20 protein-coding genes are annotated in these 24258 nt (G+C 59.5%); 6 read left to right on the top strand and 14 right to left on the bottom strand.

The window, feature by feature from the left end; genetic code table 11:
• Window positions 1-148 precede the first annotated feature (148 nt).
• Window positions 149-2578: a TonB-dependent siderophore receptor gene (locus tag WLY71_RS08080; protein WP_347803149.1), complete on the top strand. Its 2430-nt coding sequence runs from the start codon at window positions 149-151 to the stop codon at window positions 2576-2578.
• Between the two features lie 135 nt (window positions 2579-2713).
• Here the strand turns inward: WLY71_RS08080 and WLY71_RS08075 are convergent, their stop codons facing one another.
• Complete coding sequence (locus tag WLY71_RS08075) at window positions 2714-3589, bottom strand: AraC family transcriptional regulator (RefSeq protein WP_347803148.1); 876 nt, start codon at window positions 3587-3589, stop codon at window positions 2714-2716.
• 138 nt (window positions 3590-3727) lie between these two features.
• Between WLY71_RS08075 and WLY71_RS08070 the strand changes: the two genes are divergently transcribed.
• Complete coding sequence (locus tag WLY71_RS08070; protein ID WP_347803147.1) at window positions 3728-4630, top strand: DMT family transporter; 903 nt, start codon at window positions 3728-3730, stop codon at window positions 4628-4630.
• Between the two features lie 27 nt (window positions 4631-4657).
• Here the strand turns inward: WLY71_RS08070 and WLY71_RS08065 are convergent, their stop codons facing one another.
• The 3 genes from WLY71_RS08065 to WLY71_RS08055 form a co-directional block, all read right to left on the bottom strand.
• A complete protein-coding gene (locus WLY71_RS08065; RefSeq protein WP_347803146.1) occupies window positions 4658-5167 on the bottom strand; it encodes a DUF2165 family protein in 510 nt (169 codons plus the stop codon).
• A gap of 140 nt (window positions 5168-5307) precedes the next feature.
• Window positions 5308-6282, bottom strand: coding sequence for a 2-hydroxyacid dehydrogenase (locus WLY71_RS08060; protein ID WP_347803145.1), 975 nt, complete (start codon window positions 6280-6282; stop codon window positions 5308-5310).
• A 144-nt stretch (window positions 6283-6426) separates the two neighbouring features.
• Complete coding sequence (locus WLY71_RS08055) at window positions 6427-7395, bottom strand: LysR family transcriptional regulator (RefSeq protein WP_347803144.1); 969 nt, start codon at window positions 7393-7395, stop codon at window positions 6427-6429.
• Between the two features lie 294 nt (window positions 7396-7689).
• On the opposite strand from WLY71_RS08055, the gene WLY71_RS08050 reads away from it, so the two are divergent.
• The 4 genes from WLY71_RS08050 (at window position 7690) to WLY71_RS08035 (ending at window position 12625) form a co-directional block, all read left to right on the top strand.
• Complete coding sequence (locus WLY71_RS08050) at window positions 7690-9201, top strand: efflux transporter outer membrane subunit (RefSeq protein WP_347803143.1); 1512 nt, start codon at window positions 7690-7692, stop codon at window positions 9199-9201.
• Between the two features lie 138 nt (window positions 9202-9339).
• Window positions 9340-11544 carry an FUSC family protein gene (locus tag WLY71_RS08045; RefSeq protein ID WP_347803142.1) on the top strand — a complete coding sequence of 735 codons (2205 nt, stop codon included), beginning with the start codon at window positions 9340-9342 and terminating at the stop codon, window positions 11542-11544.
• A complete protein-coding gene (locus tag WLY71_RS08040) occupies window positions 11534-11734 on the top strand; it encodes a DUF1656 domain-containing protein (RefSeq protein WP_347803141.1) in 201 nt (66 codons plus the stop codon). Before WLY71_RS08045 ends, WLY71_RS08040 begins: the two co-directional genes overlap by 11 nt.
• 39 nt (window positions 11735-11773) lie before the next feature.
• Window positions 11774-12625 carry an efflux RND transporter periplasmic adaptor subunit gene (locus WLY71_RS08035; protein ID WP_347803140.1) on the top strand — a complete coding sequence of 284 codons (852 nt, stop codon included), beginning with the start codon at window positions 11774-11776 and terminating at the stop codon, window positions 12623-12625.
• A gap of 93 nt (window positions 12626-12718) precedes the next feature.
• On the opposite strand, the gene WLY71_RS08030 is transcribed toward WLY71_RS08035, so the two are convergent.
• The 10 genes from WLY71_RS08030 to algG form a co-directional block, all read right to left on the bottom strand.
• Window positions 12719-13114 carry a DUF4440 domain-containing protein gene (locus WLY71_RS08030; RefSeq protein WP_347803139.1) on the bottom strand — a complete coding sequence of 132 codons (396 nt, stop codon included), beginning with the start codon at window positions 13112-13114 and terminating at the stop codon, window positions 12719-12721.
• Window positions 13111-13938 (bottom strand): SDR family oxidoreductase, encoded by an 828-nt coding sequence (locus tag WLY71_RS08025; RefSeq protein ID WP_347803138.1) that lies wholly within the window; start codon window positions 13936-13938, stop codon window positions 13111-13113. The genes WLY71_RS08030 and WLY71_RS08025 overlap by 4 nt, the downstream gene beginning before the upstream one ends.
• 32 nt (window positions 13939-13970) lie before the next feature.
• A complete protein-coding gene (locus WLY71_RS08020; RefSeq protein WP_347803137.1) occupies window positions 13971-14435 on the bottom strand; it encodes a multidrug transporter in 465 nt (154 codons plus the stop codon).
• Window positions 14436-14699: 264 nt separating this feature from the next.
• A complete protein-coding gene (locus WLY71_RS08015; RefSeq protein ID WP_347803136.1) occupies window positions 14700-16151 on the bottom strand; it encodes a mannose-1-phosphate guanylyltransferase/mannose-6-phosphate isomerase in 1452 nt (483 codons plus the stop codon).
• 252 nt (window positions 16152-16403) lie between these two features.
• Window positions 16404-17069 carry an alginate O-acetyltransferase AlgF gene (locus WLY71_RS08010; protein ID WP_347803135.1) on the bottom strand — a complete coding sequence of 222 codons (666 nt, stop codon included), beginning with the start codon at window positions 17067-17069 and terminating at the stop codon, window positions 16404-16406.
• Between the two features lie 17 nt (window positions 17070-17086).
• Complete coding sequence (locus tag WLY71_RS08005; RefSeq protein WP_347803134.1) at window positions 17087-18265, bottom strand: alginate O-acetyltransferase; 1179 nt, start codon at window positions 18263-18265, stop codon at window positions 17087-17089.
• A gap of 11 nt (window positions 18266-18276) precedes the next feature.
• Complete coding sequence (locus WLY71_RS08000) at window positions 18277-19842, bottom strand: MBOAT family O-acyltransferase (protein WP_347803133.1); 1566 nt, start codon at window positions 19840-19842, stop codon at window positions 18277-18279.
• 212 nt (window positions 19843-20054) lie between these two features.
• Complete coding sequence (locus WLY71_RS07995; RefSeq protein ID WP_347803132.1) at window positions 20055-21179, bottom strand: mannuronate-specific alginate lyase; 1125 nt, start codon at window positions 21177-21179, stop codon at window positions 20055-20057.
• A 7-nt stretch (window positions 21180-21186) separates the two neighbouring features.
• Entirely contained in the window at window positions 21187-22635 is a 1449-nt protein-coding gene (locus WLY71_RS07990) for an alginate O-acetyltransferase (RefSeq protein ID WP_347803131.1), read from the bottom strand.
• A gap of 10 nt (window positions 22636-22645) precedes the next feature.
• A complete protein-coding gene (gene algG / locus WLY71_RS07985; RefSeq protein WP_347803130.1) occupies window positions 22646-24235 on the bottom strand; it encodes a mannuronan 5-epimerase AlgG in 1590 nt (529 codons plus the stop codon).
• Window positions 24236-24258 lie beyond the last annotated feature (23 nt).

The raw sequence follows: 24258 nt of genomic DNA, 5'->3' as shown, positions 1-24258 counted from the left end.
CCTCTGTAGGAGCTGCCGCAGGCTGCGATCTTTTGATTTTTTCAAATATTTTCAAAATTTCTGGTGAGGTAAACCCAGGCCCCATCCGTGTAGTGACTGAAACTGCGAGTCATTCGCATCCGTAGTGGTTCTACACAGGTCATGAGCAATGAAGTCCAGGGCAAAATCGGGTTCGGTCAAACAATGGTTGGGTACGTGTGCCTTGAGCTTTTCGGCGTTGGCATTGCTGCCGTTGAGTATGGCGGTGGCGGCTGAGGCCGGCAGTGCCCGACAGAACGCGCCGTTCAGCTTCGCAATGGCCGCCAAACCCCTGCCCCAGGCCTTGAGCGACTTCAGCCGGATCACCGGTATCAGCGTCATCTACACCGATGAGGCGCCGTACGGTCTAACCGCCCCGGCGATCAATGGTCAGTTGAGCGCCGAACAGGCAATGCAGCGTTTGCTCAGCGGTTCGGGGTTCACCTTCCGTCGCACCGACGGCCGCACATGGGTGCTGGATCCGTTGCCTACCGAGGGTGCCTTGAACCTGGGCGCGACCACCATCACCTCGGTGGCCGATCAATCCATGAGCTATCAGCCACCGCCCACCAGTTCGGTGATGCGCTCATCGGCCTTGCTCCAGGAAATTCCCCAGACCGTCAACGTGGTTCCGGCTCAGGTCATTCGTGATCAAGCGCCGCGCAATCTGGATGACGCGCTGGCCAACGTCAGCGGCATTACTCAAGGCAACACACTGGCGAGCACTCAGGACTCGGTGATGACTCGCGGCTTCGGCGACAACCGCAACGGCTCGATCATGCGCGACGGCATGCCAATCGTGCAGGGCCGTGGCATGAATGCGACCGTGGACCGGGTCGAAGTGCTCAAGGGCCCGGCCTCGCTTCTGTATGGCATTCAAGACCCGGGCGGCGTGGTCAACATGGTCAGCAAGAAACCCGAGCTTGAGCAGTACAACGCGTTGACCCTGCGTGGCTCGACCTATGGCGACGGCAAAAACGGCAGCGGTGGCGGCCTCGACAGCACCGGCGCGTTGGGTGATTCCGGGTTGGCCTATCGCATGGTCCTGGACCACGAAGACGAAGATTACTGGCGCAACTTCGGCACTCACCGCGAGACATTGGTAGCACCGTCACTGGCCTGGTTCGGCGAAAGCACCAAGCTGCTGTTCTCCTACGAACACCGCGAGTTTCTGACCCCGTTCGACCGCGGCACGATCATCGACCCGCGTGACAACCATCCGCTGGACATCTCCCGCGAGCGTCGCCTCGACGAGCCCTTCAACAACATGGAAGGCCGCTCGGACCTCTATCACTTCGAGGCTGATCACGAGCTCAACGACAATTGGAAAGCCCACTTCGGCTACAGCTGGAACCGCGAAACCTACGATGCCAGCCAGGTGCGCATCACCGCCATCGACACCAAGAAAGGCACCCTGACCCGCAGCATGGACGGCACCCAGAACGCCATCAGCACCGACCGCTTCACCACCGCCAGCCTTGAAGGCAATGTCCAGCTCGCGGGGATGAAACATGACCTGGTGTTCGGCGTCGATGATGAATACCGCAAGATCTACCGCGAAGACCTGATCCGCCAGAAAAGCCTGAGTACTTTCAGCTACGTCAACCCGGTTTACGGCCGCGAAGTCGCCGGCACCACCGTCAGCCCTGCGGACAGCGCGCAGACCGATGAACTGCGCAGCGATTCGTTGTTTTTGCAGGACTCGATTCACCTGACCGATCAATGGATTCTGGTGGCCGGCGGGCGCTTCCAGGAATACGACCAGTACGCCGGCAAAGGCGTACCGTTCAAGGCCAACACCGACAGCAACGGCCAGAAATGGGTGCCTCGCGCCGGTCTGGTATATCGCTACACCGATGAACTGTCGTTCTACGGCAGCTACACCGAGTCGTTCAAACCCAACTCGACCATCGCACCGTTGAGCGGCAGCAGCACCGTGCTTGATGGCAGCGTTGCGCCGGAAGAGGCCAAGTCCTGGGAAATCGGCGCCAAGCTCGACATGCCGGGACGCGTCACCGGAAACGTCGCGCTGTTCGACATCAAGAAACGCAACGTGCTGGTGGCCAACTCTGAAGGACCCGTGACGATCTACAGCGCCGCCGGTGAAGTGCGTTCCCGTGGTCTGGAAGTAGACCTGAGCGGGCAGCTGACTGATCGCTGGAGCATGATCGGCAGCTATGCCTACACCGATGCCGAAGTCACGGAAGACCCGATCTACAAAGGCAAAAAACTGCAAAACGTAGCGAAGAATAGTGGTTCGCTGTCGGCGGTTTATGACTTTGGCACCCTCATCGGTGGTGACCAACTGCGGGTTGGCGCGGGTGCGCGGTATGTCGGCGAGCGAGCGGGTAATGCTGTGAACGATTTCGACCTGCCGAGCTACACCGTGGCTGATGCATTCGCCACTTACGACACCAAAGTCGAGGGGCAGAAGGTCAAGTTCCAGCTCAACGTGAAGAACCTGTTTGACCGCACCTACTACACCTCGGCGGCGAGCCGGTTCTTTGTGTCGATGGGGGATTCGCGGCAGGTGTCGCTGTCCAGCACTTTGGAGTTCTGATCAGAGACCGCGTCATCGTTCTTCGCGAGCAAGCCCGCTCCCACATTCGACCGAGTTTTCTCATGGGAATGCGATCAAATGTGGGAGCGGGCTTGCTCGCGAAGGCGGCCTGACAGGCACCGACTATCTTCAGGATTACCGCAAAAACGCCTGCCGATACTCGCCGGGCGTTCCACCCAATGCCTGACGAAACCGATTGGTGAAATGACTCGCACTGGCAAACCCACACACCAACGCGATCTCCCCCAATGGCTGCGACGTCGAACGCAGCAACTCCTGCGCTCGGCTCAGTCGCCGCGACAGCACAAACTGATGCGGCGGCAAGCCGAAACTTTCACGAAACATCCGCGCAAAGTGGTATTCGGATAGCGCACACAACGCAGCCAACTGCCCCAGGCTGATGGCCTCGGCCAATTGGTTGTCGATGAACTCCACCAACTGCCGCCGCTGATGCGCTGCCAATCCGCCTTTCAGCCGCAAGCCCTCACGCATTCCAACCTGACCGAGCAGTACGTGGCTGAGCATTTCATGGGCCAGGCTGCTGGTGAGCACGCGTTCGCCGGGCTCGTCCCAGTTGAGTGTGAGCATTTGCCGAAAGCGCCGGGCTTGCGCCGGGTCGTCCAGAAAGGTGGCTTCGCGCAGCTGCAGCTCGCGAGGTTCGCGGTCCAGCAACGTAACGCAGCCGAGGGCGAATTGTTCGGGGCTGAAATACACGTGGGCCAGGCGTATGTCGCCGTTGATCACCCAGCCCGATTGATGCTCGGCCGGCAGGATGCACAACTTGTCGGGGCCGCCCTTGGTGCCGGGTTGGTCGCGGCGAAAGGTGCCGGTGCCGCCGGCGATGTAGCAGGACAGGGTGTGATGGCTCGGCGCTTCGTAATCCTGGGCGTCATGATGATTGCTCCACAAGGCTGCCGCCATGCCGTCACCGAGCTCGGCGCTGTGCTCCAGGCGAGCATTGGGCGAGCGGTTGAGGGCTTGAAAGACTTGCAGGGTTTCCAGTGCAGGCATGATGGCTTCTCTCCGACGCCTTGCATCCTACTCCGTAGCCGTTCGGCTGCCAGCCTGTGGCCCGACAAAAGCGCAAGTTTATGCAAGTGCGAAAGGCCTTGGCGCAGGACACTGAAGGCCTATTCAGGAGTCTTTGCCATGAACCTTTCGTTGTATCTGCTGACCGTGCTGATCTGGGGCACCACCTGGATTGCCTTGAAATGGCAACTGGGCGTGGTGGCGATTCCGGTGTCGATCGTCTATCGCTTCGGCCTCGCAGCGTTGGTGCTGTTCGTGATGCTGCTGCTGAGTCGCCGCCTGCAAGTGATGAACCGTCGCGGGCACCTGATCTGTCTGGCGCAGGGGTTGTGCCTGTTCTGCATCAATTTCATGTGTTTTCTGACTGCCAGCCAGTGGATACCCAGCGGTCTGGTCGCGGTGGTGTTTTCGACGGCCACATTGTGGAACGCACTCAATGCACGCGTGTTCTTCGGCCAGAGAGTCGCTCGTAATGTGCTGATGGGCGGTGCGCTGGGGTTGCTTGGGCTTGGCCTGTTGTTCTGGCCTGAGCTGGCGGGGCACACCGCGAGCCCGCAAACCTTGCTCGGATTGGGCTTGGCGTTGCTCGGCACCCTGTGCTTCTCGGCCGGTAATATGCTGTCGAGTTTGCAGCAGAAGGCGGGACTGAAACCGCTGACCACCAACGCTTGGGGCATGGCCTATGGCGCGGCGATGTTGTCGGCGTGGTGCCTGGTCAAAGGCATTCCGTTCGACATGGAATGGAACACGCGCTACATCGGCTCGCTGCTGTACCTGGTGATTCCGGGGTCGGTGATCGGTTTCACTGCCTACCTGACGTTGGTCGGGCGGATGGGGCCGGAACGCGCAGCCTATTGCACCGTACTGTTCCCCGTCGTGGCGCTGAACGTGTCGGCGTTTGCCGAAGGCTATCAATGGACCGCGCCCGCCTTGGTGGGTTTGGTACTGGTGATGCTGGGCAATGTGCTGGTGTTTCGTAAGCCGAGGGCGCCGAGGGTGCAAGGGAACGGCAAACTGGCGTGAAGGTTTGGTTAATCGAGCGCTGAAACTTCAGCGTTCGATGTTGAGCACGATGTAAATCAGCAGTGGAAACATGAAGTCCACGATGTGCCTGGCCCAATCCTTGGCGTTCCACGTTGCGGATTCATCCATATTGAACCATTCGGTGCCGATCACTTGCAGGCAGATGTAATAGACAAAAAAGCCGATCAATAGTCCGATGATCGCAAACTTCTTCGCTTCGTGAAAATCGGCGGCAGGTGCATTGATGTTTCTATAAAGATGGTAAGTGCCCAGCAAGCAGAAAGCCGTGTAAATAACTTCCAGAGTGATGATGAACCAATAAATGCGGTGGTGGAGCATGGGCGAAGTGATTGCTCTGTAACTCAGGTTCAGGTTTTCTCGGGTGGTGTCCATGCTGAGAATATGGCCGACGTATTCGTAATTGGATGGGTAGTCGGTAAAGTTGCTGTACATCACCATCAAGCCAAAGAAGCTTATATAGGTCATTAGTATTACTTTGCTGTATCTAATCAGTTTGTCGGTCGTAAGGTGGTTCAATGTAGGTGCTCTCCATAACTAAGGTCTGTAAGTTAGACTAAGTAATGGGGAGTCTATAGTGAGTATCTTTTTTTTAGCAGTTAACTGAATTGCAAGGTGTGTAGGTCACGGGCAGGCGGTTAAACACCTGCCCGTTTTAGTTAGCCTTTCCAGACGTGTGGGTTCACCAGATCTTGTGGTCGCTCACCCAGCAAAGCGCTGCGCAGGTTGGCCAAGGCTCGGTTGGCCATGGCTTCGCGGGTTTCATGAGTCGCCGAGCCGATGTGCGGCAATGTCACCGCGTTTTTCAGTTGGAACAGGGGTGACTCGGTCAGCGGTTCTTTCTCGTAAACGTCCAGCCCGGCACCGCGAATCCGGTTGTTTTGCAGGGCTTCGATCAAGGCGGGTTCGTCCACCACCGGGCCGCGGGCAATGTTCACCAGAATCGCGCTCGGCTTCATCAACGCCAGTTCGCGATGGCTGATCAGGTGTCTGGTTTTTTCACTGAGCGGCACCACCAGGCAGACAAAATCGGCTTCGGCCAGCAGTTGATCAAGGCTGCGGAACTGCGCGCCGAGTTCTTGCTCCAGCTCGGTCTTGCGGCTGTTGCCGCTGTAGATGATCGGCATGTTGAAGCCCAGCCGCCCACGACGGGCGATGGCCGCACCGATGTTGCCCATGCCGACGATGCCCAGGGTCTTGCCATGCACATCGCAACCGAACAATGGCGCCCCGACGGTGGCCTGCCATTGGCCGGCCTTGGTCCAGGCGTCCAGTTCGGCCACGCGGCGGGCGCTGCTCATGAGCAGGGCGAAGGCCAGGTCGGCGGTGCTTTCGGTAAGGACGTCGGGGGTGTTGGTGAGCATGATCCCGCGTTCGTTGAAGTAGGCGACATCGTAGTTGTCGTAGCCGACCGAGACGCTGGAGACGACTTCCAGTTTGGCGGCGTTTTCCAATTGTGCGCGACCGAGTTTGCGACCGACGCCGATCAGGCCATGCGCGTGGGGCAGGGCTTCGTTGAATTGGGCGTTGATGTCGCCGTTTTTCGGGTTTGGCACGATGACGTCGAAGTCTTGCTTGAGGCGTTCGACCATTTCGGGGGTGACGCGGCTGAAGGCGAGGACGGTCTTTTTCATGGGAGGAGGGCTCTCGGCGCAGGTGAATGCCAAGCACGCTAACATTCTTCCTCGTTATTGTGCGAGTGCCCGGATTGCCGGGTGCCCTTCGCCCAACTGTGGGAGCGGTGTAGCGCAGACCCGGCGCGTCGCGGTTCTGCGACATCAGTTCGCCACCCGAACCCCACCCATACTCCCACTCAACTCATACGCCACCAATTCCGCCTGATGCGCCGCCAATATCTCTGGCAACGATCCACGCAAATACTCGACCCACGTCTTGATCTTCGCATCCAGGTACTGCCGCGACGGGTAGATCGCATACAGATTCAACTCCTGCGAGCGGTACTTGGGCATCACCCGCACCAGACTCCCATTACGCAACCCTTCAATCGCCGCATACACCGGCAACACGCCAACCCCCATGCCGCTGATGATTGCCGTCTTCATCGCGTCAGCGGAGTTCACCAAAAACGGCGAGCTATTAATGGTGACCATTTCCTGGCCTTCAGGACCGTCGAAGGTCCACTTTTCCAGCGGAATCACCGGGCTCACCAGCCGCAAACACGCGTGGTTCAGCAAATCGCTGGGCTTGTGCGCGCAGCCGTTGGCTTTCACATACGCGGGCGAAGCGCAAACGATGCTGTAGGTGATGCCCAAACGCTGGGAGACGAAACCCGAGTCCGGCAGCTCGCTGGCGAGGACGATGGACACGTCGTAACCCTCGTCGAGCAGGTCCGGCACGCGGTTGGCCATGGTCAGGTCGAAGGTGACGTCGGGGTGAGTCTTGCGGTAGCGAGCGATGGCGTCGATCACGAAGTGCTGACCGATGCCGGTCATGGTGTGCACCTTGAGCTGCCCGGCCGGGCGGGCGTGGGCGTCGCTGGCTTCGGCTTCGGCTTCTTCGACGTAGGCCAGGATCTGCTCGCAGCGCAATAGATAGCGCTTGCCGGCCTCGGTCAGGGCGATGCGTCGGGTGGTGCGGTTGAGCAGGCGGGTTTGCAGGTGGGCTTCCAGGTTGGAGACCGCGCGCGAAACGTTGGCCGTGGTGGTGTCGAGTTGCACGGCGGCGGCGGTGAAGCTGCCGGCCTCGGCCACGTAACTGAAGGCGCGCATGTTTTGCAAAGTGTCCATGGGGTGCTCTCTAGGCGAATGGCAAATTGTGACACGAAGTTGCTGACTTTCTACAGGCGACTAAAGATGGACTAACTGATTATCGCGTTAACGGTAACAAAGATTCACAGGATTCCCAGCTTATCGCCAACAAAGCCGACCCCTAGAATTGCGCCCACCTCTGTAGGAGCTGCCGAGTGAAACGAGGCTGCGATCTTTTGATCTTCGCTTTTAAAGGCAACATCAAAAGATCGCAGCCTCGTTTCACTCGACAGCTCCTACAGGGGATCTATCTCACCTCAGGAAATCGCAGCAGTGCCGCGTCGCATCAACAGAGCGCTTCAGACGCTCAGTGTTTTGGCTTTAACCCTGGCAATCAGCGGCTGCATCGGTACCGGAGGTATTGCCCCGCAGGGCAAGGCGTTGGAGGCCAATTCATTGACCACCGACGAAGCCATCCACAACGCTGCACAGGACGCTCACTGGCCCACCGCGCAATGGTGGCAGGCCTATGGCGACCCGCAATTGAACCGCTGGATCGACCTCGCCCTGCAAGGCAGCCCGACCATGGCCATGGCGGCGGCGCGAGTGCGTCAGGCCAAATCCATGGCCGGGATCGCCGAGTCCGCCGAGTCGCTGCAGATCAATGGCGAATCCACTCTCAAACGCCACAACTGGCCTACCGATCAGTTCTACGGGCCGGGCGAGTTGGCCAACACCACCACCTGGGACAACAACGCCGCGCTGGGCTTCAGCTACGCCCTTGACCTTTGGGGGCGCGAAAGCAACGCCACCGAGCGCGCCGTGGACATGGCGCACATGAGCGCCGCCGAAGCGCGTCTGGCTCAGCTCGAATTGCAGAACAACATCGTGCGCGCCTACATCGAGCTGTCGTTGCATTACGCGCAACGGGACATCGTCGAGGCGACCTTGAAACAGCAGCAGCAAATTCTCGACCTCGCGCAGAAGCGCCTGAACGGTGGCATCGGCACCCATTTCGAAGTCAGTCAGGCTGAAACGCCGCTGCCGGAAACTCACCGCCAGATCGATGCACTGGACGAAGAAATCGCCCTGAGTCGCAATCAACTCGCAGCCTTGGCAGGTTTTGGTCCGGGGGAGGGCGCGCAGTTGCAGCGGCCAACGTTGTCGTTAGGCGCAGCGCTGAAACTGCCGTCGTCGTTGCCCGCGCAGCTGCTCGGTCAACGCCCGGACGTAGTCGCCAGTCGTTGGCAAGTGGCGGCCCAGGCACGGGGTATTGATGTCGCGCACGCCGGGTTCTACCCCAACGTCGACCTGGTCGGCAGCCTCGGCTACATGGCCACCGGCGGTGGGGCGCTGGAGTTTTTGACCGGCAAGAAGCTCAACTACAGCGTCGGCCCGGCCATCTCGTTGCCGATCTTCGACGGCGGCCGTTTGCGCTCGGAGCTGGGCGAAGCCTCGGCCGGTTACGACATCGCCGTGGCCAAGTACAACCAGACGCTGGTCAACGCGCTGAAAAACATCTCCGACCAGTTGATCCGCCGCGAATCCATGGACAAGCAGCAGGCCTTCGCTGCCGAGTCGGTGGCCACGGCCCAGAAGACTTACGACATCGCGATGATCGCCTACCAGCGCGGCCTCACCGATTACCTCAATGTGCTCAATGCCCAGACCTTGTTGTTCAAACAGCAGCAGGTTCAGCAGCAGGTTCAGGCCGCACGCCTCAGTGCTCACGCTGAACTGGTGACGGCGCTCGGCGGCGGACTGGGCGCGGGCGACGATGTGCCGAAAGACAGTCAGACCGCTGTACCGAAAACCCCGACTCTTCTTAAGAGCATCTCGAAGTGAGCACGGACCCTGTGGGAGCGAGCTTGCTCGCGATGAGGGCGTGTCAGTCAATGCTTGTGTCGCCTGACACTCCGCTATCGCGAGCAAGCTCGCTCCCACAGGTTCCCAGCCTGACTGAATATCAATGAGCAGGATTTCATGACTCCCTTGCCCGCACCTTTGCGCTGGCTGTATTCCCTTGAATGGCGCCGGGGTTTCTTCGACTGGGCGCGCAGCGATGGCGTGACCTGGGTCTACATTTTCAAGGTGCTGTTCGCGGCGTTCCTGACGCTGTGGCTGGCCATGCGCCTGGAGTTGCCGCAACCGCGCACGGCGATGATCACCGTGTTCATCGTCATGCAACCGCAAAGCGGCCACGTGCTGGCCAAGAGTTTCTATCGTTTTCTTGGGACATTGGCCGGCTCGGCGGTGATGGTCGCGTTGATTGCCTTGTTTGCGCAGAACACCGAGTTGTTCCTCGGTTCGCTGGCGATCTGGGTGGGCATCTGTTCGGCGGGCGCGGCGCGCTATCGCAACTTCCGCGCCTATGGTTTCGTGCTCGCCGGGTACACCGCCGCGATGGTTGGTTTGCCCGCACTGGCGCACCCGGACGGCGCGTTCATGGCTGCCGTGTGGCGGGTGCTGGAAATCTCCCTGGGAATTATTTGCTCCACGCTGGTCAGCGCCGCGATCCTGCCGCAATCCGCCAGCGCCGCCATGCGCAACGCCTTGTATCAGCGCTTCGGCGTGTTCGCGCTATTCGTCACCGATGGCTTGCGTGGTCGCAGTAAACGGGAGGCTTTCGAGGCGAGCAACGTGCGCTTCATCGCCGAGGCTGTCGGATTGGAAGGGCTGCGCAGCGTCACCGTTTTCGAAGACCCGCACATGCGTCGGCGCAACGGTCGGCTCAGTCGACTGAACAGCGAATTCATGGGCATCACCACCCGTTTCAACGCCTTGCACCAGTTGCTCGAACGCTTGCGCAGCAGCGGCACCGATCACGTGGTTGCGGCGATCAAACCGGGTTTGCAGGACCTCGCGGAACTGCTCGACGGCTTCAGCGGCCGCGCCCTGACCAACGCTGATGCAGGGCGTCTGGTGATCGCGTTGACCGCCTATAAAGAAGATTTGCCGGCGCGCGTTCGCAGCTTGCGGGCGACTTTTCAGGAGAGCGATCCGAGCGACGCCGAGCAGCTGGATTTTCATACCGCGTATGAACTGCTCTATCGCTTCGTCGACGACTTGCACAGTTATGCACAGACCCATGCGTCGCTGGCCGATCACAGCCATGCGCGCGAGCAATGGGATGAGCCGTTCACCCCGCAAACCAACTGGATGGCATCGGCCGCCTCGGGGATTCGCGCGGCGTTCATTCTGGTAGTTCTGGGCAGCTATTGGGTCGCCACCGCGTGGCCGAGCGGGGCGACGATGACGCTGATCGCCGCCGCGACCGTGGGCCTTTCAGCGGCGACACCGAATCCAAAACGCATGGCGTTTCAGATGGCTTGCGGGACGCTCCTCGGGGCCCTGATCGGCTTCGTCGAGATGTTTTTCATCTTCCCGTGGATCGACGGCTTTGCGTTGCTCTGCGTGATGCTCGCGCCGGTGATCGTGCTCGGTTCGTTCCTCACTTCGCGGCCGCAATACGCCGGTGTCGGTCTCGGTTTGCTGATCTTCTTCAGCACCGGTTCAGTGCCGGACAACCTCACCGTTTACAACCCTTACGCCTTCATCAACGATTACATCGCCATGGTGCTTGGCATGCTGGTGTGCGCGGCGGCCGGGGCGATCATTCTGCCGCCCAACAGCCGCTGGTTGTGGCGTCGGCTGGAGCAGGATTTACGCGGGCAAGTGGTGTACGCCATCAGCGGCAAACTCAAGGGTTTGGCGTCGAGTTTCGAAAGCAGTACGCGGGACTTGCTGCATCAGGCCTACGGTCTCGCGGCAGGGCAGCCGCAGGTGCAACGGGACTTGCTGCGCTGGATGTTCGTGGTGCTGGAAGTCGGCCACGCGATCATCGAGTTACGCAAGGAACAGGCGATCCTGCCGGTGCATCCGGCCTATGCCGAATCCCAACCGTGGCGTCAGGCGATCCGGGTGATGGGACGCTCGCTGGTGCGGCTGTTTCTGCAACCGAGCCAGAGCAATCTGGAGCGTGGATTGATCGCCGTCGATCACGCGATCAGCCGCGTGCAAGCCACCGATGAACCTTTCGCGCCGCACTTCGACACCTCGGCCTTGCGTCGGGTGAAGAGCTATTTGCACTTCATCCGCACTTCGTTGCTGGACCCGCAATCACCGCTCGCCGGCTACATAAATGCCAACACTACCGCCAGGCCCCAAGGACTTGAACATGCCTCGTGAAATCGCCTTCCACGGCGTGTACATGCCGACCATGACCCTGATGTTTTTCGTCGCGGCGGCGCTGGCCTGGGCACTTGATCGGTTCCTGTCCGGATTCGATCTGTACCGCTTCTTCTGGCACCCGGCGCTGCTGCGCCTGAGTCTGTTTACCTGTCTGTTCGGCGCCTTGGCGCTGACTGTTTACCGTTGACTCTCTATCACTGACTCTCTATCACTGAAGAAGGCCCTGATGAAAAAGCTTTTCAGCCTGCTTGCGACCCTGCTGGTGCTGGCCCTTGCGATGTGGATCGGCCGGACCCTGTGGGTGCATTACATGGACACGCCATGGACCCGCGACGGCCGGGTGCGCGCCGACATCATCAACGTCGCCGCCGACGTCACCGGGGAAGTGGTGGACGTGCCGGTGCGCGACAATCAACAGGTGAAGAAGGGCGATTTGCTGATGCGGATCGACCCCGAGCACTACCGCATTGCGGTCAAACAGGCACAGGCGCTGGTGGCCTCGCGCAAGTCGACGTGGGAGATGCGCAAGGTCAACGCCCACCGCCGCGCTGACATGGACAACCTGGTGATCTCCAGGGAAAACCGCGACGACGCCAGCAACATCGCCGACTCGGCGTTAGCCGATTACCAGCATGCTCAGGCGCAGCTCGAAGCCGCCGAACTGAACCTCAAACGCACCGAGGTCCGCGCAGCGGTGGACGGCTATGTCACCAACCTCAACGTCCATCGCGGCGACTACGCGCGCATCGGCGAAGCGAAAATGGCCGTGGTCGACATGAACTCGTTCTGGGTCTACGGCTTCTTCGAAGAAACCAAATTGCCCCACGTGCGGGTCGGCGATAAAGCCGACATGCAGCTGATGAGTGGGGAAGTGTTGAAGGGGCATGTGGAAAGCATTTCTCGCGGCATCTACGACCGTGATAACCCGCAGAGCCGCGAGCTGATTGCAGATGTGAACCCGACCTTTAACTGGGTCCGTTTGGCGCAGCGGGTGCCGGTGCGGATTCACATTGATGAAGTGCCGGAGGGTGTGCTGTTGGCGGCGGGGATTACTTGCACGGTGGTGGTTAAGCAGTAACCGCAAGATCAAAAGATCGCAGCCTTCGGCAGCTCCTACAGGGAATCGCAATCTCTGTAGGAGCTGCCGAAGGCTGCGATCTTTTGGGGCGCTTCAGTTGCAAAACGTCTCATGCAAATGCCGCCAAACTACCTTGCCATCCGCCTGCTTCTCAAACACCACCGTTGACCGTCGATCAGAGTGCAACCCCGTCGCATCGGTCTGCTGCTCGCGATAACTCACCGTCGCGCCACCATCGTGCCAGGTAATGCCGCGCAACTCGCTGAGCTCAATTCTGAACCCGAGCTTCTTCCCGCCTGCCATCAAAAACAATTCGCTCAACGCGTCGAAATCCAGCACCCGCCCCAACGGCGAGACCATGGAAAACTGCGGCGAAAAACGCGTCAGTAATTGTTCAAGCGCCGGCTCGTCCTGTTCCTCGGCCAACCATTGCTCGATGGCGACGTGGGCCTGGATCACCTCGTCAAAGTATTCGGTGTAGTCAGTCATGGAAGTTGCCCCTTCAGTCCGAACCGCTTCATCAACCCCGCCTCCAGCAGCCCTTTGGGCAACAACCCCGCCAGCAACGGCAACGCCCGACTGCCATTGCCCAGACGAATCAGGCGCGGTGGTTTGCTCTGCTGCACGGCCTTGAGCAATCCGGCAGCAAATTCACTGGCCGGGGTCGGGTTGTCCTGGGAGGCCTTGGCCCGTGCGCGAATGCCTTCACGCAGTGGAAACCACGGCGATTGTTCGGTAATCAGCTGCTCCGCCTCATGGCCGGCATTCTTGGCAAAACTGGAAGCGATGGCGCCCGGCTGGACTTCCATGACCCGCACGCCAAACGGCGCCAGTTCCATGCGCAACGCATCGGTCAAGGCATGCACCGCCGCTTTCGAGGCGCAGTAGGCGCCGGCGAATGGCGTGACCAAAACCCCGGACACGCTGCCGATGTTCACCACCAGACCCTTGGCGCGACGCAGCACCGGGAACAAGGCGCGGGTGACGCCGACGATGGCGAACACATTGGTTTCGAATTGCCGCTGCATGGCCGGCACACCGCCGTCGAGCAACGGCCCCATGGCGCCGTAACCTGCGTTATTGATCAGCACGTCGAGGCCGCCATGTTGCTGGTTTATGCGCTCGCTCAAGTGTTCGAGTGCTGCACCGTCGTTGACGTCCAGTTGCACGGCAGTGAACCCGGCAGCGGCCAGGGCCGCCACGTCTTCAGTCTTGCGGGCGCTGGCCCAGACGTCGTATCCGGCATTTTTGAAAACATCAGCGAGGGCGCGGCCAATGCCGCTGGAACAACCGGTAATCAACGCAACGGGCATGGCGCGGTCCTTGTGCAAAAAGAGGAAGAGAATTAGTCGGAGAAACTACCCTGCAAACGCTCTGCGCGAAACTCCAGTGTTTGCGGGCGATAGCCAGGGCGCAGCGGCGGCAGGGGCAAACAGTCTTCCCAGTTCGCGCCGGCCTGCAGTTCGCCGGGGCCGCGATAGCGCGGGGCGGCATATTGATTGTCGGCCAGATTCACCGTATCGCCCGGCGCATACGCGGCGACGCGCCAACGTAACTCGGTCAGTGGCACGTCGTTGCCGTTGTTCATTGTCAGATGCAACGGCCGGTCCGCCGGGCAGTGTTCGGGCGCGTAGGTGATGCGCAACTCCAGGCGCGCCAGTTGCTTGACCTCGCGGTTGTCCATCCAGATCACCCACGTTGCCACCACACCCAACCCGATAGCGGCTGCCACAGAGACGGGCAAGGCTTTTGCCGGGTAGCGCAGCAAAAGGATCAGCCAGGTAATGACCAGCAGGACGCCGATGAACATGACGCAAACCTCGGGAAGGGAGACGGTCATCCTACCTAAGCGTAGGTGCGGTTGGCGATGGGGCATTAGATCTTCAGCGTCATTGCGGGCCTCATCGCGAGCAAGCTCGCTCCCACAGTTGATCGCATTTCAATGTGGGAGCGAGCTTGCTCGCGATGGGCCCTGTCAGGCAGCGAAAATCCAGGCAAAAAAAGCCCCCACCCAACCCGCTGCGGATAGGGAAACGCAGCGGGTCGGGCGGGGGCTTCTTGTGTTACAGATCAATCACCGCGCGATGGTTTTCACCGACACGCCGCGTTCGATCGGGGTAGAGCGACCGTAAATATCTTCAAACCGCTCGATATCGTCTTCGCCCAGGTAGCTGCCCGACTGCACTTCGATGATTTCCAGCGAGATCTTGCCCGGATTGCGCAAGCGGTGGACCGAGGCGATCGGGATGTAGGTCGACTGGTTTTCAGTGAGCAGGAACACGTTTTCGTCGCAGGTCACTTCAGCGGTGCCGCTGACCACGATCCAGTGTTCGGCGCGGTGATGGTGCATCTGCAGCGACAGGCATGCGCCCGGTTTGACCGAGATGCGCTTGACCTGGAAGCGACCGCCCATGTCCACCGAGTCGTAGGAGCCCCATGGACGATAGACTTCGCAGTGGGTCTGGGTTTCGCTGCGACCCTGCTCGTTGAGGGTGTTGACCATCTGTTTCACGCCTTGGACCTTGTCCTTGTGGGCGATCATCATGGCGTCCTTGGTTTCGACGACCACGATGTTTTCCAGGCCGATCACCGACACCAGTTTGCCGTTGCCGTGGATCATGCAGTTTTTGCTGTCCTGGATGACCACATCGCCTTTGGTTACGTTGCCGTTGGCGTCTTTTTCATTCACTTCCCACAACGACGCCCAGCAGCCGACATCGCTCCAGCCCGCGGTCAGCGGTACAACGCAGGCGCGCTGGGTTTTTTCCATCACCGAGTAGTCGATGGAATTGTCCGGGCAGCAAGCGAAGGTGGCGGAGTCGATGTCGACCGTGTCGGCATCCTGCTCGCTGCGTTCCAGGGTCAGCACGCAGGTGTCATAGATGTCCGGATCGTGTTTTTTCAGCTCTTCCAGGAAACGGCTGGCACGGAACAGGAACATGCCGCTGTTCCAGAAGTAACCGCCGGACTCGACGAACTCGGTGGCGCGCTTCACGTCCGGTTTTTCGACGAAGTGCGAGACGCGGCTGACACCTTCGGGCAGCAGCGAATCATTGGCCGACTTGATGTAGCCGTAGCCGGTTTCCGGTTTGGTGGCCGGTACGCCGAACAGCACCATTTCGCCGTTTTCTGCAGCGACCGTGGCCAGGGCCAGCGCGCGTTGCAGGGCTTTCTGATCTTCCAGCACGTGGTCGGCTGGCAGCACCAACATCAATTCGTCGCGACCTTCGTTGACCAGCATCAGTGCGGTCAAGGCCACGGCTGGCGCGGTGTTGCGGCCGAACGGTTCCATCAGGATGCGCTGCACGTCCAGTTTACGGGCGGCCAGTTGCTCGTTGACGATGAAACGGTGTTCCTTGTTGCAGACCACGATGGGGGTGTCCATGCCTTCGAACACCAGGCGTTCCAGGGTTTGCTGGAACAATGTTTGTTCGCCGGTCAGGGCGAGAAACTGCTTAGGGAATTGCTTACGCGAAAGCGGCCAAAGACGTGAGCCACTACCACCTGACAAGATCACCGGAATCATGTTGTTACTCCTTGAAAATCGTATGGGTCAGAGCTACTGCGTTCTGTCGTTTCACTCTTGTTCTTATTCCGTGGTCAGGTCGATTCACCTGTAGCAGCTGCCGAGCCTGCGAGGCTGCGTTCGGCGGCGTAGCCGTCGTGAATCCAGACAATGCGGTCATTCAGAAAGACCGAATTGCTTGGATTACGACTGCTGCGCAGCCGGACGCAGGCTTCGCCAGCTGCTACAGGGATCACCGTCCTGACAAAATGATTAGCGCGTCGAAACCGGGCGTTTTACCCAGACTGGCGCCAGGCTGCTGCCGGTGCCGGTGACATACAGCACGGCGGCTTCACCGCGTTCCAGGGCAACCGGTTTCACGTCGCCGACTTTCTTGTCGCCATCGTATAGCGCCAGGCTGACTTTGACCGGGTTGATTTCACGTTCGCCACGGCCCTTGGCGGCCACGGTCGGGACCACTTCGGTCTTGCCGTCAGCGGTTTTCAGGGTCAGGGCCTTGTCGCTGAGGTTCTGCACGCGGACCAGGGATTTCTGCTTGTTCTTGAACGGCGGCTCTTCGATCAGTTGCGGTGCGCCGCTGGCGTTGTTGACCAGGGTGTAATAGTGATCACCGGCCAGTTTCACCGGCAGGGACTGGCTACCGACCTTGGCGCTATAGTCGCCGCCTGGCATGAAGCTGAAGTCAGTGCTGGACAGCGGCGCGACTTCGGCCAGGTTGGTGGTGCCGACGGTGGCGCTGACTTCAGCGTTACCGGCGTTGTAGACACGCACGAAGCTTGAGCCTTTCGGTGCGGTCGGGCCGTAGAGCGCGGCGTCGCCAGCGAAGGCGGACATCGACAGAACGCTCATGCCAGCGACGAGTGCGACTGCTTTTAAGGAGCGAGCGGCGAGACGGCGAGGAGTAGTAGTGAAAGTCATGGTAGTACCTCTCTCTTTCAGTTTTGCGCCCGGTCGGGCGTCTCGGATTTAGGGTTGTTTATTGCAACGTTTTGTTGGTTTACGCCGGCAGCTTTGAGCTCTGCGACCCACTGCGGGTCGGCGTCACCGATTTCGTTGTTCACAGGCAGATAACGTTCAGGAAACTCCCAGATCAGCACCTGTGGTGGGCTGTTCTTGAAAGCATCACTTTTCAGATAGCTGAGCATCGGCAGAATCGGGCCGTGGCCGTCTTCGGCGTAATTGACCACGTCGCTGTTCAGCGCTTGTTTCAGCGCACCGACGAAGTTCCAGTTGGGGTTGGCGCTGTAGCTGGTACCGATCAGGGCCACCGGCACTTCAGTGTTGGCGAACAGGGCGTCATCACCGGCCGGCTGGTCTTGTGCCGCAACGGTGTTGCGCTTCTGCAACGGCTCAGGCTTGGGCATCAGGTTTTCGAACAGCGGGTCCAGCGGCAGGAACAACCGCAGGTCGCCCTTGTGAGTCACCTTCTCCGCAGGTTCAGTGACGAAGTGTTGCGGCTCGCCGCTCAGCGGGGTTTTTTCGGCGATGGTTTTGGCCAGGGTCTCGGCAGCGATTTGCGCGCCTTCCGGGGTCCAGTGAGTGTCGGTGCGCAGGAACACTTGCTGACCGTTCAGCTTGGCTTTCAGCATCGGGCCGAACAGGTCGGGAGCGAGGATCTTGTTGGCCGCCACACGAGCGTGGAAGTCCTCATAGAGGTTGGCGTGGATGCTCGAAGGCTTCACTTCACCCAGGTGTTCCGGGTACAGGCGAGTCTTGGCCGGCACGATCGCCATGACCAGTTTCACGCCTTTCGCCTTCAATTCCTGGCGTACGCCTTCAACCAGCGCGTAGTTGCCTTGCAGGTTCAGCTCTTCGTTGACGATCGGGTTGAATTCCTCATCGCTGTACAACCACTGATCGCGGCCGAGCACGACGCCCGGACGACCTTCGTTGAACAGTTTGAAATCCAGCGCAGCCCAAAGGTTGGTGCCCAGGCGCTTGATCGGGAACTCGTCGTCGTAATGCGTTTCCACGGCTTTGGTCCAGCGGCCGTTGAGCACCGTCGTTTCGGCAGAGGTGCTGAAACCGAAGAAACTGCGCGTGGACCACAGGCCCAGGACCAACAGCGTCACCATGAACAGGCTGATGTAGAGGATGCGTAATGAGCGGGTCATAGTCAGATCCCTCAGAACTGGAAGTAAAGGAACGGCGAGAAGCTTTGCGCCGAGAGTTTGAAAATCGAGGCGATGAACAGCACCAGTACCAGCGTGCGCATCACGTAACGAGACCAGTCCGCCGTCCAGTAGGCCGGTTGCACAGTCGCTTCAGTGCCGACGGTGTAGCCAGGCTCGTGGATGCTGCCCGGGTTGTCGCCCGGTACGGCTTTGATCATTCCAGGGGTCGCGGCAGCCGGGCCATCGGCCTCGACGTTCACAACAGGCTTGGTCTTCTCAGGCGGCAGGTTGCTGTAGAAGTCACGAATGCCGAAGAACGCCAGGGTCATGTAAGCCACCACCAGGGTCGCCACTTGCAGGCCGGTGAGGCTGGCCGCGTTGAGTTCCGACAGCGACCATTCGCCGAAGCTGAACATCGCGCCGTACATACGACCGGCAACGTGCAGGTTTTCCGAGCGGAAGATCACCCAGCCCATGACCACGAGCAGGAAGGTCAGCGCCCAGCGGATCGGGTTGATGCTGCGCGGCGACGTATTCAGGCCGAGGGCTTTTTCGATCGCCAGCCACATGCCGTGCCAGGCGCCCCAGATGATGTACGTGATGTTCGCGCCGTGCCACAGACCACCGAGCAGCATGGTCAGGAACAGGTTGCGATAGGTCATCAGCGTACCTTTACGGTTACCGCCCAGCGTGATGTACAGGTAATCACGCAACCAGGTGGAAAGGCTGATGTGCCAGCGACGCCAGAACTCGGTAATCGACTGGCTGATGTACGGCTGTTTGAAGTTTTCCATGAAGCGGAAACCCATCATCAAGCCCAGACCGATTGCCATGTCGCTGTAACCGGAGAAGTCGAAATACAGCTGCGCGGTGTAGGCCAGCGCGCCGAGCCAGGCATCGCCCGTGGTCGGGTTCTGCAAGGCGAAGCAATGGTCGGCCACGACCGCCAGGGTGTCGGCGATGAAGACCTTCTTGATGAAGCCCTGCATGAATCGCGTCGCACCTTCGGAGAACTTGTCGAGGGTGTGGGTGCGGTTGTTGAACTGGTCGGCAAGATCGCGGAAGCGCAACACCGGACCGGCGATCAGGTGCGGGAAGATCGCCACGAAAGCGGCAAAGTCGATCAGGTTGCGGGTCGCCGGCGTGTCACCACGATAGACGTCGATGATGTAGCTGATGGACTCGAAGATGTAGAACGAGATCCCGATCGGCAACAGCACGTGGGTCAGGATGAACGGCGACAGACCGACGGAGGTCATCATCGCGTTGATGCTGTCGACGCCGAAGTTGGCGTACTTGAAGTAGCCGAGAATGCACAGGTCGACGCCCACGCCCAGGAGCAACCAGCGTTGTGCCGGTTTGGTCCGAACGCCGGCGGCACCGACTTTTAGGCCGATCCAGTAGTTCCATAGGGTGACGGCTGCGAACAGCGCAAGGAAGTCCACACGCCACCAGGCATAGAACACGTAGCTGGCGATCAGCAGCAGCAGGTTGCGATAGCGTATTCCGCTTAAGTAGTACATGCCGAGAAAGATCGGCAAGAACAAAAACAGGAACACGTTGGATGAAAATACCATCCCGGTCTCTCCATGTTTAACCAACAGTCAAGGGCCGCAGCCCCCCCAAACCCCCCACCGAAAACCGGAGGGCGTAACACACAAAACTCAAACTCGACACTGACCCCTGTGGGAGCGAGCTTGCTCGCGATAGCGGTCTGACATTCACATCGATGTCGACTGACACTCAGTCATCGCGAGCAAGCTCGCTCCCACAGGTTTTATATGTGCCTTCAGGAGCCTTTTTTGCCCTTCTCGTTCGCCGGGTCGTAGACCTTGGTCAGGTCACCACCGAGGCGGAAGGTCTTGAACGGCTGCATCTCGTGCTTTTTCTCAAGCACATCCGGCGAGCAGGTGTAGAGCGAGCAGAACGGTTCGAGCCAGGCGAATTTAGAGTCGATTTTCAGGTCGGTCATGTCCTGTTCCTTACCGTTCTTCTTCTCGAATTCTTCCGGGTCTTCGACACCCGCGAGCACTCGATCACCCAAGCGTTTGAGCGCGCCGTTGTTTTCCTGACGCAAGTCCACACCGTTGACCTGAGCGAAACTGGCGATCATCGCGAGCGGCGGCAGGGCGTAGTTGTGGTAGGCGAGGGCGCGTTGCTGGCGCTTGAGCTCGTTAGGCAGGAAACCCTGGGCGTCGATTTGATTGGCGCCGACCTTGAATTCCTTCACCGACCAGTCGAACAGGTCGCGGCGGTTGGTGGCGATGGACGTTGCCATCACCGACCAGGCGGACCAGTACGAGTGGTTGTTGGTTTTATCCAGCGGCAGGTTGTCCCAATCGCTGACCACCTGATCAGCCATTTTGCTGAACCAGGCTTCAATCAACTGCGACTCTTGCTGGTGGTTCGCCAATGGATGCGAGTCGGAGAACTTCAGGCGGATATAGGACGACGCCATGCTGCCCAATGCCCATTTGCGCATGGACTTGCCGGTGTGGTTGAAGTCCTTGGACATCAACGCATCGGCCTTGGCCCAGGCGGTCAACCAATTCAGGGTGCATTCCAGCTGTTCCGGACGACCGTCACGCATGTACTGCATTACGCGCTTGCTGGTGCCGCGCTCAATCTTGGTGATGTCGGCCGTGGTGTCACGGAAGGCTTTTTCCGATGCCTCGTTCAGGGTCGAACGGGCCTTGTCGGAACCTTCATATTTGCTGCGAAATTGCAGCGAGCCGGTGTACGGCGTCGGCATCGCATCACAGCCTTCGCTCTTGTCGCCGGTTTTGACTTTTTCAATCGGCGCGAAGTACCCCTGTGGAGGGCGCAGTGGCGCGGCGGCCTGGGTGGCACCGGCAAACATGGCCAGGCTCAACAGGGACGGTGCGATCAATCTTTTCAAAGTTCGGGTTTGCATAGTTGCCTCATTGCCCGGTCTGAGCGGTACGCTGCCCAGCGCCAGGGAACACGTTGCGTTTGCAGATTTTCGCTTCGACTTTCTGTGGCGCGGCACCTGCTTCAGGGCCCTGGATTTCGACGGCCAGCAGATTCTGCGAGGCCCAGTCTTCGTCCGTGCGCAACTCAAAGGCGAAACGCCCGTCGGTGTCGGAGGTTTCCGGTTTTTCGATCTTGATGTCCTCGTGGCGACCGTTCATGTACCAGAGGGTGGCTTGCAGAGTTTTCACCGACGGATCGGCGAAGCGGATATCAACCTGGTGGCTGCTGTTTTGCAGGTTCAGGTTCTTGCTGTTGACCATCAATTCGTTCTTGCCCGGTTTCAACGTGGTGCTGCCGGTCATCTGCGCATCCTTTCCTTCGCAACCGTTGTCCAGCAGCGCCATCATCTGGCGGTAGATGGTTTCCTGGTCGAGGCGATAGAGCGGCGAGAATTCCCAGATCAGAATCTTCGGCGGCTTGGTCTGGAACTCTTCGCTGCCCAGGTACTGCAGCATCGAACCTTCCAGGCCACCACCGGGGAACGCCACGTTGAGGATGTCGGCGCCGATGGCCTCTTCGAGGAAACCGGCGAAGTTGTAGTTCTTGCCACTGTGGCTGGTGCCAACCAGGGTAACTTCCGGATTGCCGGAGTCACTGAACAGATCGCCATCAGCTGCTTCGCCTTTCGGCTCGGTGGTGAACTGATCCATGTACTGGACCGCGTAGCTGGTGCCACAGAGTTGACCAGCCATGTTGTGTAACGTTCCGGTCTTGCCCATGCGACCCGACTTATGGCTCTCGAATTCGCGTTTCGGCACGTCGGCAAAGGCCGGCATTTTCTTGATTTGCTCACCGACGATTTTCGCCGTGCGCTGGGCGCCATACGGCGTCCAGTGTTGGTCGCCCTGGAAGTAGAAATCGTGGGCCGGCAGGGTGTCAGGCAGCGACTCGTTGGTCAGCGGCGACAGGTCCGGCACGGTGTAGCCCATGGCGGCGAAACGCCCGAGCATGGTCTTGTAGTTCTTCAGGGCCTTGTCGAAATCGTACTTGGCCTTTTCTTCCGGGTTGAGTTTGTTGCGGTTCACCAGACCACGGGTCGGCTGGTAGACGATGACCAGTTCCACGCCTTTGCTCTTGAACGCATCGTGCAGTTCTTTCATGCGTTTGTAGCCGGCGGGTGTGGTGTCGAACTCGGTGCGCAAGTCTTCTTGCGTACGGAATAGCCAATCGCCCTGGGCCTGCACCAGCGTGGTGAAGTTCTGCTGGTAACGCGTGGTGTAGTTTTTCGCGTCGTGCGCTGCCGGGCACAGGTTGCAGCACGGTTCGGCGCTGAAGGCAGGTGCTTTGGCTTCATCGGCACGAGCACCGGCGCTGGCCGCGAGAATGCCGGCGGTCAGGGCCGACAGGCTGAGTAATTTGATCAAGTGTGGGTGCATAAAATTATCCTCAGTCCCGCATTTCGGTCTGGCGTTCGACAGGGTCGATCAGCACGGCTTTCTGCTGGCGCACCAGCAGGTCGAGAATTTCATCCTGGCGCTCGCCAAGAATTCCGTTGAAGCTGATGCCGCTGGATTTGGTCGGCGCGAGCATGGACACGCGATACAACTCGACGCTTAGTGGCGAGTCGATGGACAGCGGGCCGCTGCCGTTGCCGGCCAGTTCGCCACCGACGATGATCAGCGACACCTGGGCGTCGAACGGGTCGAGCTTGATGTCACGGTCGGTGTCGCTCAGGTCCTTGATGTGGCCGTAGACACCGGTCAGCCCGTTGGCCATGGACAGGTTTTCGTAGAGGCGGATGTTCACGCTGTTACGAATCCGGATGCCGTGACGACGGTTGCTGATCACCTTGTTGCCCCACAGCAGGTTGTCGCCACTCTCGTAGAGGGTGATGCCGTCGGTGTGGTTCTTGTAAATCTCGTTGTAGGCGATCAGGTTGTTAACGCTGTTACGGTCGATCACCAGGCCCGACAACTTGTTGTCGTAGCTGCGGTTGTTGAAGATGAAGCTGTCGTTGACCTCACGGGAAATAATGATCCCGTGCTTCTTCTTGGTCCCGTAAACGGTGTTGTCCGCGATGATCAGACCGTGGGAACGGTCATGCGGGTCGATGCCGTAGACGATGTTGTCTTTGTAGGTGTTGCCCTTGACCACAAAGTCACGGGTTTCGTAGCAGTAGAAGCCGTACCACATATCCGAGAACTCGGAATCGATGATCCAGCCGCTTGGGTCAGGACGCTTGAGCACCTTGGCCATGTTCGGCGTGTACTGGGAAATACTCACGCCGTAGGACTTACTGTTGGCATAACCGAAACTGGCGATCTTGCTGTTGGCGATGTAAGTCTCGGTGCCACCCCAGGACAACATGAACGGACGGAATTCCTTCGCCGACTTGAACATCGCCGGACCGTTTGCCTTCTCACTCCAACCGGTGATTTTGGTATCACGCACGAACAGCTGACCGTCGTTGACCAGGAACGAACCGGCCTCCTGAGACAGGCGCAGTTCCTGGGTCTGCTTGTCGATTTCCAGAATGCCCTTGTTACCCACCACGATCGGCAACTTCGCCAGGAACACGCCCGGCGAGGTTTCGCTGAAGTACTGCTTGGGCACTTTCTTGGCCAGATCCTTGAGGTTCATATAGCCGTCATCAATGAAGATGGCCTGCGGGATGCCGTGCTGACGCACCACCCATTCAGCCATCTTGTTATCGCCGCCGATGAAGTCCTTCAGGGCATTTTCCTGCATCATCCGGCGCACGCTGATTTTGCCGGGCATGGTGCGCACGATTTTCGCGGCGATGGCTTCGGCGGTGTAGCCGGAGGTGTCCGGCAGTTTCGGCTTGGCCAGCTCCAGCGGCGCGGTCGGTGCGCTGCTGACGGTGTAGGTCCTGGCCTGTTGCAAGCCTTTTGCAATGGTCGCCGGTTGCCCTTTTTGAACGGGCGAGGCCGGCTCCACTGCGGCGAAGACTGCCGTGCTGGCCAGCAACATCGCGCCGGCCAGCAAGGTTATCGAGCCTCTCTTCGGACTGTTCATGTCAGGAACTCCCTTAGCGGTTC

This window comes from Pseudomonas rossensis (genome assembly GCF_039888995.1).
GTDB lineage: Bacteria > Pseudomonadota > Gammaproteobacteria > Pseudomonadales > Pseudomonadaceae > Aquipseudomonas > Aquipseudomonas rossensis.
The sequence above is the reverse complement of the archived record's forward strand: the minus strand, read 5'-3'. Positions and strand labels throughout refer to the sequence as shown.

Coding starts and splice junctions, on each gene's coding strand:
- WLY71_RS08080 (WP_347803149.1), top strand. CDS start 149: ATGAAGTCCAGGGCAAAATCGGGTTCGGTCAAACAATGGTTGGGTACG.
- WLY71_RS08075 (WP_347803148.1), bottom strand. CDS start 3,589: ATGCCTGCACTGGAAACCCTGCAAGTCTTTCAAGCCCTCAACCGCTCG.
- WLY71_RS08070 (WP_347803147.1), top strand. CDS start 3,728: ATGAACCTTTCGTTGTATCTGCTGACCGTGCTGATCTGGGGCACCACC.
- WLY71_RS08060 (WP_347803145.1), bottom strand. CDS start 6,282: ATGAAAAAGACCGTCCTCGCCTTCAGCCGCGTCACCCCCGAAATGGTC.
- WLY71_RS08055 (WP_347803144.1), bottom strand. CDS start 7,395: ATGGACACTTTGCAAAACATGCGCGCCTTCAGTTACGTGGCCGAGGCC.
- WLY71_RS08045 (WP_347803142.1), top strand. CDS start 9,340: ATGACTCCCTTGCCCGCACCTTTGCGCTGGCTGTATTCCCTTGAATGG.
- WLY71_RS08040 (WP_347803141.1), top strand. CDS start 11,534: ATGCCTCGTGAAATCGCCTTCCACGGCGTGTACATGCCGACCATGACC.
- WLY71_RS08035 (WP_347803140.1), top strand. CDS start 11,774: ATGAAAAAGCTTTTCAGCCTGCTTGCGACCCTGCTGGTGCTGGCCCTT.
- WLY71_RS08030 (WP_347803139.1), bottom strand. CDS start 13,114: ATGACTGACTACACCGAATACTTTGACGAGGTGATCCAGGCCCACGTC.
- WLY71_RS08025 (WP_347803138.1), bottom strand. CDS start 13,938: ATGCCCGTTGCGTTGATTACCGGTTGTTCCAGCGGCATTGGCCGCGCC.
- WLY71_RS08020 (WP_347803137.1), bottom strand. CDS start 14,435: ATGTTCATCGGCGTCCTGCTGGTCATTACCTGGCTGATCCTTTTGCTG.
- WLY71_RS08015 (WP_347803136.1), bottom strand. CDS start 16,151: ATGATTCCGGTGATCTTGTCAGGTGGTAGTGGCTCACGTCTTTGGCCG.
- WLY71_RS08010 (WP_347803135.1), bottom strand. CDS start 17,069: ATGACTTTCACTACTACTCCTCGCCGTCTCGCCGCTCGCTCCTTAAAA.
- WLY71_RS08005 (WP_347803134.1), bottom strand. CDS start 18,265: ATGACCCGCTCATTACGCATCCTCTACATCAGCCTGTTCATGGTGACG.
- WLY71_RS08000 (WP_347803133.1), bottom strand. CDS start 19,842: ATGGTATTTTCATCCAACGTGTTCCTGTTTTTGTTCTTGCCGATCTTT.
- WLY71_RS07995 (WP_347803132.1), bottom strand. CDS start 21,179: ATGCAAACCCGAACTTTGAAAAGATTGATCGCACCGTCCCTGTTGAGC.
- WLY71_RS07990 (WP_347803131.1), bottom strand. CDS start 22,635: ATGCACCCACACTTGATCAAATTACTCAGCCTGTCGGCCCTGACCGCC.
- algG (WP_347803130.1), bottom strand. CDS start 24,235: ATGAACAGTCCGAAGAGAGGCTCGATAACCTTGCTGGCCGGCGCGATG.